6 protein-coding genes are annotated in these 11785 nt (G+C 57.4%); 1 reads left to right on the forward strand and 5 read right to left on the reverse strand.

The features are described from left to right. Window positions 1-29: 29 nt before the first annotated feature. The 5 genes from J7416_RS16930 to J7416_RS16950 form a co-directional block, all read right to left on the reverse strand. Window positions 30-1340, reverse strand: coding sequence for an HlyD family type I secretion periplasmic adaptor subunit (locus J7416_RS16930; RefSeq protein WP_209226455.1), 1311 nt, complete (start codon window positions 1338-1340; stop codon window positions 30-32). Then, window positions 1324-3471 carry a type I secretion system permease/ATPase gene (locus J7416_RS16935; protein ID WP_209226456.1) on the reverse strand — a complete coding sequence of 716 codons (2148 nt, stop codon included), beginning with the start codon at window positions 3469-3471 and terminating at the stop codon, window positions 1324-1326. The genes J7416_RS16930 and J7416_RS16935 overlap by 17 nt, the downstream gene beginning before the upstream one ends. Further along, window positions 3468-4817, reverse strand: a complete 1350-nt coding sequence (locus J7416_RS16940; RefSeq protein ID WP_209226458.1) for a TolC family protein — start codon at window positions 4815-4817, stop codon at window positions 3468-3470. Before J7416_RS16940 ends, J7416_RS16935 begins: the two co-directional genes overlap by 4 nt. Further along, window positions 4817-5626 (reverse strand): SapC family protein, encoded by an 810-nt coding sequence (locus J7416_RS16945; protein WP_209226459.1) that lies wholly within the window; start codon window positions 5624-5626, stop codon window positions 4817-4819. Before J7416_RS16945 ends, J7416_RS16940 begins: the two co-directional genes overlap by 1 nt. A gap of 62 nt (window positions 5627-5688) precedes the next feature. Next, window positions 5689-9510, reverse strand: a complete 3822-nt coding sequence (locus J7416_RS16950) for an Ig-like domain-containing protein (RefSeq protein ID WP_209226462.1) — start codon at window positions 9508-9510, stop codon at window positions 5689-5691. Between the two features lie 210 nt (window positions 9511-9720). Here J7416_RS16950 and J7416_RS16955 point away from each other — a divergent pair, with 210 nt between their 5' ends. Further along, entirely contained in the window at window positions 9721-11772 is a 2052-nt protein-coding gene (locus tag J7416_RS16955; protein WP_209226463.1) for a dockerin type I domain-containing protein, read from the forward strand. Window positions 11773-11785 lie beyond the last annotated feature (13 nt).

An 11785-nucleotide genomic window follows, 5' to 3' on the forward strand; every position in this document is an offset into this window, starting at 1 on the left:
GCGCCCTGACACAGAACGAGAGGCGCGCGCTATTCTCGCAGTGCCCGGTCCCTGACCTTGATCACCGGCTGCAGAAGGTAGTCCATCACAGTTTTCTTGCCTGCCAAAATGTCCACTTCGGCAATCATTCCAGGGATGATCTCAACCGCAATACCATTGGCGTCCAGAATGGCATGCCGTGTTTGGATTTCGACGACAAAAACCTCTTCGTCATTGCGTTCTGGTCGCGTGATTGTATTTGCGCCGATGCGAGTGATCTCTCCGTCCAGCGCTCCGTAGCGAGCAAAATCATAGGCCGTGATTTTTACCTTTACGGGCTGCCCCGCATGTAAAAAGGCAATGTCGCCTGGGCGTACGTAGGCTTCGACCAAAAGCGTGTCGTCCAACGGAACGATTTCAACCAGTTCTTCTCCGCTTCGGGCCAACCCACCCAAGGTGGTCCGATGTATTCGGTTCACGATGCCCCTGACCGGAGATCGAACTTGTGCCCGATCCGCGCGGTCCTGTAACGCAGGCAAGGCCGGTCGAAGCGCGGCCAATTCGGCCGTGGTAATTGCCAGGTCGGTCAATGCGGCGCTGCGGAATCTGCTGCGTGCGGCTTTGATCCTGTCATCGATTTCTGCAAGCCCCGTCTCCAGACGGTTGGTGACCGCCACGGCACGAACCTTGCGACCTTCCCATTCCGCAGCGCTCCGGCGCAAGGACAGCAAAGTTGTCGCAGGTTCCATCTGCTGTTTCACCAACGGGGCCATAATCGCGCGTTCCTCCGCCAGGATCTTTAACGTTTCTTCGGCTGTCACTTGGTCGACAAGACCTTCTTCGTACTCTCGATGGCGCTGTTCTCGCTGACGTTCCAATATGGCGATCTCGGCGTTCAACTCCGTCTGACGGCCCCGATACAACGCGGTTTCCGACCTGACCACGTCTGGTGCACCTTCGACGAGGTTGGCGGGGAACGTGAGTTCGGTTCCGTCAATTTCAGCCCGAAGACGCTGAACTCGGGCTACCAGCCCGAAAGCGCGTTGTTCTTCCTGACTCAACTGGCTGTCGATCTGCGTGGTATCGAATTCCATCAACAGCATGCCTTTGTCGACGACCTGACCTTCGGCCACATGCAATGCTTGCAGAACGCCGGGCTCCGTCGCCTCGATCAATTGCAAATCCGCCGACGGCACAATTCGGCCATCCACGCGGGTGACGTCATCCAATTCGGCAAAAGACGCCCATACGCCCGCAGAGACAAAGCATGCCAGGATCGCGATCAGAAGGAGAGAGCCTCGCAGCGGTGAGCGCCCGCGCATCTCGCGCGCCAGCAAGGCAAGATCAGGATGCCGCGACATTCAGGTGCCTCCTCGCGTCGCGCGCATGTTGGTTCAACATACTTTTGGGGCCGTCTGCGCCAACTCGTCCGCGTTCGATTACGATGACCCTGTCGACAAGCGCCAACAGGCTTGTGCGGTGTGTGACGATGATCATCGTTGTGTCAGTGGTTGCCTGTTTCAAGCGCTCGATTACTTCCGCCTCGGTCTTGACGTCCATCGCGCTGGTGGGCTCATCCAACAGCAAGACCGGCGGGCGTCCGATCAGTGCCCGCGCCAGCGCGATGGCCTGGCGCTGGCCGCCTGACAGGCCTTCGCCGCGTTCAGCCAATTGCTGTTCGTAACCGCTCGGATGTCTCGCCACGAAATCCTCGACGCCAGCGACCTGGCCTGCGTGGATCAAGTCCTGATCTTTCGGCCGGACCGCGCCGCTGACGATATTGTCACGGACTGTGCCAGAGAAAAGCCAAATGTCTTGTAGCACCGACCCGATACTGCGTCGCAAATCACCTGGATCAATTTGCCGGATGTCCACCCCGTCCAGCATCACCGATCCAGACGTGGGCTCGTAAAGACCCAAAAGCAGGCGCGCTATGGTGCTTTTGCCTGATCCGATAGAGCCCAGAATGGCCACCTTTTCACCGGGCTTTATGTCGAATGAGATGCCGGAAAGCGTGTCATCCTGCTGCTCGGGGTAGGCAAATTGAACGTCTTTGAAGGAAATCTGACCGTTGATCTTGGGACGGCTGATCCAATTGCGTCCTTCGGGTCGCTCGCTCTCGGCGTGCATAAGAGTGTTCAAGTTTCGGTAGGCGCTGCGGGCTTGATTAACTCTCGTGAGAGTTTGTGCAAGCTGTCCCAGTGGGGCCAGGGCGCGGCCGGTTAGCATCACGGACGCGATCAGCGCACCCATACTGGCTTGGCCGTCAGAAATAAGAAACACCCCATAGAAAACGATCAGGACCTGTGCTGCCTGTTGTGTGAAGCCGGTCAGGTTGAGTGCAAACTGCGTGATCGTGCGGCTGCGGATGCCATGTGAAGACTGGCGCTCTATTGCGTCATCCCAGCGGGCGCGCATTTGCCGGGCCGCGGACGTGGTCTTGATGGTCTCAAGCCCGGAGACGGTTTCAACCAGAACAGATTGTTTTGATTGCCCATCTGCAAAGCTTTTTTCGGCCAGTCGCGAGAGCAACGGCTGAACTGCCAGACCCGAAAGTAAGACGATTGGAACAGCAAGCGCCGGGATCAATGCCAAAGGTCCGCCTACGACGTGAATGACGAATATGAACAGCGCAATAAACGGCAAATCCACCAAAGCGACCAACGTTGCCGACGTAAAGAACTCCCGCAGGGTTTCGAACTCGCGGATGGTGCTGGCCATTGCGCCGGTCGATCCGGTGCGGGACTTCATCTTTATGTTCAGTACTTGGCCGAAAACGCGTCGCCCCATAAAAAGGTCGGCTTTTTGCCCGGCGCGGTCAATAAAGCCAGCGCGCAAGAGCTTTAGGATAAAGTCAAAACCAAGCGCCAGCCCGACTCCGATCGTCAGAGCGATAAGGGATTCAGTCGCTTCGTTTGGAAGAACCCTGTCGTAGACAACCATGATAAAAACTGACGTAGAAAGGCCCAGAAGATTGGCGACAGCTGCGGCCAATACAACCTGTGCGTAAGACCAGCGGTTCGCCAACATCGCAGACCAAAACCAATGCTCCGATGCAGGTGATTTGTCGTTCGCCGGCCCTTCCTTGTGGCTGCGCCGAAACAAGAATGCATAGCCGGTGTAGTGGTTCTTGATGGCTTTTTCGTCGACCTCACCGATGCCTTCGCCTGCTTCGGGATCAAAAACCAGTAACTTCCCGGGTTTTGTGCGACCGTGAAATACGACGGCCCTGTCATTTTCCAATAGAAGCAATGCCGGAACCAGAACTTCGTCGAACTCGGTCAGCTGTCGTGCGCCAAACCCTGCCTGCAACCCGGCGTGATGCGATACTTCCACAATGTCATGTGCATTCAGCTTCCCTGAAGCGTCGGATTGTGCTGCGTGCAAAGCAGCAATGGTGAGAGATCGATCCAAATACGCGGCGATATGCAACAAGCAGGTCTCCAACGATGTAAGCTGCGGCGCGTCAATCGGGGGGTTTGGTGGTGTCATGGCGCAACGTTCCAGTTCGTGATTGAAATGCCCAAGAAATCCAGAATGTCTCCGGTCAGGCTCAGCGCGGCGTAGTTGGTCAGGAAAAAGCTCTGCTCAGACAGAATGAGGCGTTGCTGAGCATTCACGTAGTCCCGCTGCGCATCCAATATTTCGATTAGGCTGCGCCGTCCGATTGTGAACTGGGTGCGCGCTGCAGCCACACTTTCAGCATTTGCCTGAGCCGCCAATCGCGCCGCTTGCAACCGAACCGCTCCGGCCTGCTGATCCGAGCGGATGAAGTCCAGTTCCCTACGAATTTCGCGGATAAGCGTTTCGCGGGCGAACTCGGCTTCTCGGACCTGTGCTTCTGCGGCTGCGATTGCGGCACGGCGCTGACCGGTGCTGTCGATCTCATAATTGAACGACAGGTCGACACCGAAATTTGCATCATTGCTACGATCCCGATCTGCAAAAGCCGCGATCTCAATTCCGGGCTGCCGTCGAGCCACGGCAGCGGTTTGTTCAGCTCGGGCGGCCAGCAAAGCTGCATCAGCGCGACGGACCTGCGGACTGTCCAGGACGATTTGTGCATCGGTCCGCGTTAGTCTTGGCGCCTCAACAGGGGCATCCAGCTGGCCTGGTGGCTGGCCAAAAACTTCGAGAAATTGAGCTTCGGCGCGCTCCGTTCTGGCTGTTGCGTCGGCGAGTTGCGTACGTGCGTCAGCCATACGCGAACGCGCAGTCAGCACATCCGCACTTGATCCAACACCTTGGGATGTGCGCTTGGTGATCTGGCGGACGATTTCTTCGTGCACTTCGACGTTATCGGCCGATATTGCCAAGATCTTGCGCCGGTCCAGCACGACAACGTAGGCTTCGATAGCTGCCAGGGCCAACGACGCTGCAGTCTGCAACTGTCCGCCGCGGCTTTCGAATACACGCGCCTTTGCAGCGGCCAGATCCCCGGAGGCGGCACCGCCATCATACACCAGCTGCGACACCCGCAGGTAAGGCGTGACATCTGCAATATCCGAATTCACGCGCTGCGACCTTGCGTTCATTCCCACTGAGACACGGGGCAAAAAAGCGCCTTCGGCTGCCCTCTGGTTAGCGTTTGCAACGTCCAGCTGGGTCACGCTTTGCGCGAGGTTCGGGTTGGTTTCGACGGCGGCGCGAACCCGCTGCCCAAATTCGCTTTGAGTCAAGCGTGGAATTGCAGCCTGCGCGCCGGTTCCGACCGAGCCTTGGGACAAGGAGCGCTCAACCCCCGTGAGATCAGGTGGGGCTGCGCAAGCGGTCAGGATTGGGATCGACAGCAGCGCAACCCATTTCAATAAGTATCCGCGGTTCAGTACGCGTTTCATCACACCTCCCCGATCAAGCGACGGTCTTCGTTTTGCGCATGGGCCATAGCTGTTAGAAAAAGCGAAACATCTGAATTTTCAGTGTATTGCTTTTGGGTATCGGTCCGCGCTGCCCGCTTTTGTACGATCGAAAACCAAGCAAGATGGGACAGCGAGACCTGATGCGCATGGACGAGTTGAAGAGCACCCGTTTCGAGCAGCGTCAGTTTTTCCGATTGAGACAACGCGTTCAGCCGCTGCATATCGACCCCGAGAGTAGCGGCCGGAAGGTCCACTCCGTCATGAACGGTCAGACGTGTGAAAAGTCCGAGATCCTGCAGGGTCCGGCAAGTTCTACGTGTGGCGAAAGCAGAGGTTTCGCGTGTCTGAAAAAAACTGAGAACCTTCTGTAGTTCCTCGGTCAACTCGCCGGAGTCAGTAAAGAACGGTTCATTGCCGGGACTATCCGTCACCAGGCCAAGAGTTTCGTCGACCATGAGTTGCAGGCTATTTTCATGGCACGGATCAGACCGAACGGTATGAAAGGGCGGGCACCTTAAAGCTGATGGAATGTAAGTGGCCAACCAGCGGCCATTATCGGAAACAAATGGCGTTGGCGTATGTGGTGACAACGACAAGATCGCCACCGGCTCGACCCAATTGTTGGTTTCGTGAAAGACCATCGGGTAGGCGGCTGCGATGTGCAAAACCTCCTGCGCGACAACCGGGCACAAGTGCTGATGCCTTGCGAAATGGAAGGAGGAAAACCGCTTCCAATACCGGTGGCCATACCGGTTATAAGTCACGGGAAACAGGCCATTCTGTGCCATTTTTTACCCCTGGATGGACAATAGAGACCGCCGGTCGCATGAACCGGCGGTCGATGTGGATATCAGGCTGTCGCCCCGGTCGGATCGGTGTGCAGAATATTGTCTGTATTCAACCCACTAAGGTCGTCGAGGCCGGAGAATTGAGCCATTGTCTCTACGGTAGCCGAGGTCGGAGTAGCGTAATCGACTTTGACCAGGACACCGTTGTCTCCGTCTGTTGCGAGGACATAGATCTCGTCCCCTGCCTGAACACCAGTCAGGCTTTCGACGGCTGTTTCGATCGTGTTGACGGTCAAGTCCGCCAAGACCGTGGTCAAGCCTACAAAGCCTGTGTTGACCCCCAACGCGTCTCCGACGCTCAGGTTTTCGACCCCGGTGCCATTGCCACGCAAATTGGCCGGATCAAGACCGCTGAACATCAAGGCGTCCGCCGCGTCCGCCGATGCGCCAAGCGCAAAGCCTGTGATCGTATCCACGCCGTTCGCCGTCGGATCCGCTTCGAAGACAATGACATCGCGACCGGCATCCGAGACATTGATGCCGTCGTCACCATCTTGGCCGCGAACAAAACTGTCCACATCGCTGGCCACAATCGTATCGTTGCCATCCGTGCCCAGTATAAGGGTGGATGGGCCTCCATCTGACGTGGTGATCGTCAGTTCGATGGGTTTCGTTGGGTCCTGGACGGTCATGGTGAACGTCACCAGAGGTTGGTTCAGGTCGGTAAACACTGGCGCAACACCCGCGAAGTTGACGGCTGAGCTGCCTACCGGGTTCGACAGATAAAGGCCAAAGGCGCCATTTCCCGAATCTGAACCATTGTTGAATGTCACAACGGACGGATCAAATCCCAGCTCAACAGTCATGGCCAAGCCCGACGAGATATCGCGATCGGCATCGGCAAATATTTCGAAGGTTATGTTCGACCCGCTGCGGCTGGCTTCGGTGATGACATAGGCTGCAGGCACATGGGCAGTGACCTGGTCGGTTGTTGGCAAGGGATCAGGGCCGCCTGTCACTGTCGCCTGCGCCTGAAAGTTGAGGTCATCACCTGCCGAGACACCGGTGAACTCAGAGGTCGGGACAGTTAATGACCATGTGCCATCTGCGGCCACGGTTGCAGTGCCAACCGAGTTGCTGTTGAGCGTCACACTCACATTTTGACCGGCACTCAGACCTACCGACGTCCCGGACACGACCACGCCCGAACTCTGCGCGTCACTCAGGGACACAGAGTTGTTCAATCCGACCGGATTTACATTCAATAGTGGTCTGAAATCCGTTGCGAGAGTCGTTGTCGCTGGAATTGCGCTGTTTCCTGCGCTGTCACATACGGCGGCCGAGATCGTGAAATTCGTGCTGTCCGCCAACCCTGCAAGGTCTGAAGCAGGGATTGTGACCGTCCATGCACCGGACGACGCGTTGGCGGTATAGTCTTGGCCATCCAGCGTAACGGTCACGGTTTGCCCGTCTTCCGCTGAGGTCGCGCCCGAAATGGTCAGGTCGTTGCCCTGCTCGGCAATGTCCAATACCGATCCGACTGGCAAGGCATTGATCGTCACGGTTGGGGCCGTGAAATCCGTCTGGAACCCGCCATTTGCAGTCGCCGTATTTCCGGCAGCATCGGATACGGATGCCCTGACGTCATAGCTTTCCCCGTCCTGCAGGGCAGAAAGGCTCGCGGCGGGCGCGACGAACGACCAAGTTCCGCTGTTGACTATTGTGGTGTTGCTGATGTCCACCGTCTCATCGGCGCGGACGATTTCGACTGTGATCGTGGTGCCATCAGGCGCATCAGATGTTCCGGAAACGGTCAGGTCAGTGCCCCGTTCCGTTGTGTTCATGACAGCTCCGTCGGACAGGCCGGTGATGGCGATTGAAGGTGCCGTAAAGTCCGTGTCAAAACTGCTGCTTGCCTGCGACGCCGGATTGCCTGCCGCGTCCGTCACATCCGCCGTGACAGTAACAGTCGCGCCATCAGACAAGGCAGCAAGAGCAGCCGAAGGTACAGTCGCCGACCATGATCCGCCCGATACGGTGCCAGTATAGGTTTGTCCGTTTACTGAAACCGTGGCGGTTTGCCCATCTTCGGCGTCGGTCGATCCGTTGATAGTAAGATCTGTGCCCTGCTCAGCGGCATTCAGAACCGACCCGCCGGAAAACCCGTCAATACTGACGGTTGGGGCGGTTACATCCTTCGAAACCGCAACGCTATCTTCGCGGGCGGCGAGCCCGTCCTGGTTGATCACGTTTGCGGTAATTGAAAACGATCCTCCATCTGCCAAGGATACCAAATCGGCTGTGGGTATAGTCACAGACCAGGTATTGCCCGACACAGCACCGGTATAGCTTTGGCCGTCCAGCATGATGGTAACCTGTTGACCGTCGTCGACATTTGCGGAAATGCCCGAGACCGTCAGGTCTGACCCAACATCGACCGCATTCAACACCCCACCGACAGAGAGAGGAGAAATCGCAACCGAGGGGCTGGTCAAATCCACCGGGACGGTCGCCGTTGCAGGCGCTGACATGTTCCCTGCTGCGTCACTGACAACGACTTGTACAGAGGCCGGAATGCCCGAGGACAGGTTGGTGAGATCGGCGACCGGAACGGTCACGGACCAGTTGCCGCCCGAGGCGGTACCAGTGTATGTCTGGCCAGCAAACTCGACCGTTACCGTTTGACCATCGGCAGCAGTTGTCGAACCGCTCAGCTCCAAATCGGTTTGGATGTCAACCAACTCGATTGAACCGCCTGATACCGGGTTCAGCGAAATGGTGGGCGCGGTGAAATCAGTGTCAAAACTGTCGGTTGCTTGTACGGCCGGGTTGCCTGCCTGATCTGATACGTCCGCCGTGACCGTTACGGCTGCTCCGTCCGCCAACGTGGCGAGATCGGCGGATGGAACGGTGACGGCCCATTGCCCGTCTGCAACCGCACCGGTGTAGGATTGTCCATTCAGAGTGACTGTTACCGTCTGACCGTTTTCTGCGTTCGTTGTGCCTGAAACCACGAGATCAGTCGCCATTTCCGCCGCGTTCATGACCGCACCATCCGAAAACCCTGAAATTGCCAGAGTCGGCGGGATGGTATCGATGTCATAGCGAACTGTTTCGACGGAAATCTCTTGCCCGTCGCCGCCCAGGTGGCGCACCGTCACGTCCTGAACCCCTTGCGGCAGGCTGGCCGCCTCGGCAGAAGTCAGAGAGATGCTCCAATCCCCATCTGAATTGAGCGGTACGGTTTTGACCAGCGATCCAATCGTGACTTCAACGGTCTCGGTGCCGTTGGGGACATTTATTTCGGTTCCTGTATTGCTCAACGCTGTTGATTGGACCTGAGCCAGATTGAGGATTGGTGTCACAGGGGTGGGCACGGTCAGCTCGGCGTCATCGCCACCGCCGCCACCGGCCCCCGCAGCGGCCGCGCCTGCCAGACCCAGACCGCCCAAAGCAGCACCCATGCCGCTGATGCCACCACCGGCTGCCGCAGCTCCTCCGGCTTCGGCGAGGCTGAATTGTGCAATTTCAGCAACAGCGTTCTCGGCGATCATGATTGCACCGCTGTCCAACACCTGAACATTCTCGGCGGCGACAATCATTGTGCTGCCATCAGCCATTTTCAGTTGAACATCACCATTCTTCAAAAGCTTGACGGACCGAACACCGGGAATCGTTTCGGCAAACTGATAGGCATAAAGCTCTTCGATCGTGGCCTGTGCCAGCGCAGGCAGGGCCATCAACGTAGAACCAAGTCCCCCTGCAATTCCTCGCCCGACCCAACGACGCATTTTGCCGTCGATCCACTGGCGAATGTGATTTTTGCGACCGGAGTCTGATCCGTCCGCTTTGGATTTGGCGTGAGAATCGTGTTCTTTGGTCATCTTACCCTCATTTGTGGTGTTCACGTCCGCCCGAGGGGGCCAGATTCTGTTCATCTGTCTTTCGCTCTTGTGACTCATGCGGTCGGACCAGGAAAAATTGTGTTAAACTGAAACCGAACTCCGCGTTTTCACCACAATTTCGCTTTGGTTTCGGGCCGGGCATCAGATCATCCTGCAGTCAGTGCCAGGTTTGGCGTGGGGTGATTTGGTATGATGCTTCAGTTCGAAAGCGTGGTTGCAACAGGGAGCGCAGCGCTCGATTCAGGTATCCGTGATACGGCTTTAAAAACGTTTAACGGTGCCACGTATCTGTACAGTTTGACCGGCCCCGGCGGTGGAGTTGCGGTTTGGAAGCTTGTTGACGGCGCTGTTCCGCAATTGGTGGATACCGAGTACTTCAGTGGCACGATCGCATTTCAGGTGGGCGATATGGGTGTGCCGATTTCCGTTGGTGGCAATGACCAGCTTGTTCTGGACATCGACACTGCAAACGGGCTTGTCGGGTATGCATTGAACCCCGACGGAACGGTTGGGACCTTGCGTGAAACCGGGACTTTGACGGGCGGGGGCGATATCTCTGCCTTGGTTGAGCTGTCGACCGGTTCGGGTCGTATTCTCATGTTGTCGCACGAAGATACCGGTCGGATCGCGACTTATAAGGTGAACGGAGACGGTTCGCTGACATCCTCTGGTGTCATCCTGGCACAAGCCGATTCGATGCAAGGCTTAAGGGTCGGATCGGACAACTTCGTCATTGCAACGGACGGCGTGCGCAACACCGTTGCGACCTATCGCGTTGACGGATCGACGGGCACCATAGCCGTGGTGGATAACTCTGAGGCGCTGTCGACGCTGGGGATTGCCGTGCCGACGGCGGTTGAGGTGATACAGGCGTACGGAAGATCATGGATTGTGATTGCCGGGGCCGAAAGCAATTCGCTCAGTGTGATGGAGCTGGGCAGTGATGGTCGCCTGATCCCAACGGACCATGTGCTGGATTCCCTGCATACCCGTTTTGAATCGGTTCAGGATCTTTCGGTTGTCGAAGTGGATGGTCGTGTTCTGGTCGTGGCGGGCGGCGGCGACGATGGGATAACTCTGTTTACCATGACGCCTAATGGGCAGTTGGTGTATTTGGACAGCATTGCCGACACGCTTCAGAGCGGCCTGCAAAATGTCGAGGCTTTCAGCGTCGCGCATGTTGGCGATGAATTGCAGATCCTCGTGGCGTCGCAGCAGGACGCGGGCCTGACTCAGTTGACCGTTGATGTCTCGGAAATGGGGGTCGTGCGCAGCGGGTTTGGCTCTGTCAGCGGGACGTCCGGCGACGATATGCTAAGCGGCAGCATCCTTCCAACAACACTGATTGGTGGGGCCGGTGATGACATTCTGATTGCCGGGCAAGCCGCCACCACGATGACCGGAGGGGCAGGGGCGGATATCTTTGTCATGCAATACAAAACCGAGCCGGTCACAATCACTGACTTTCAAGCCGGGGTCGACCGGTTGGACCTGTTTGATTACCCACTGGTCAGAACGCCTGCACAGTTGACGTTCACCCCAACGGCGCAGGGTGCCCGGATCGAGTACCTGAACGAAACGATTCACGTTTTTTCAGCCTCGGGCGGTTCTCTAAGCAGCGCACAGGTTTTTGGCTCGGGATTTGGCGGCCCTGATCACATTCCCGTCGATTTCGGTGATTTTGGCGGCCTTGAACCGGATAGTTCGGACGGCGTTCAGGGCGCGGTTTCGATCAACTCCGAGACCGCGAACGCCAGTCTCACGGATGCCCAGATCAGGTTCACCCCCACTGGGGGTGCCACCGTCACCGCGCGCGCAGACAGTGACGGGCGATTTGATCTCGACTTGCCCTCTGGCCGCTTTGAGGGCGAATTTGATGTGATCAAGTCCTACTCGACCGCCAGCAAGGACATAAATGCGCTGGATGCGCTGCAGGTCTTGCGGATTGCGGTCGGACTGGACCCAACCTGGGGGCCCGCATCGCCGGAAAACCTGATCGCCGCGGACATCAACCGTGACGGCACGGTGAACGCGTTGGATGCGTTGTCGATCCTGCAAGTGGCCGTTGGTCAGCCAACAGCGGCACAGCCGGAATGGGTCTTCATTGATGCGAACGCCGACCTGTCGGAGATTACGCGCAACAACGTGTCATACAACACCGGTGCCGATGTGGTGGCCCTGGATGGCGTCATCACTGTCGACATGACATCAATCCTGCTAGGAAACCTCGAAGCCCCCTGACGCGGGCGGGGCA

Source organism: Ruegeria sp. R14_0, from assembly GCF_017743975.1.
Taxonomy (GTDB): domain Bacteria; phylum Pseudomonadota; class Alphaproteobacteria; order Rhodobacterales; family Rhodobacteraceae; genus Ruegeria.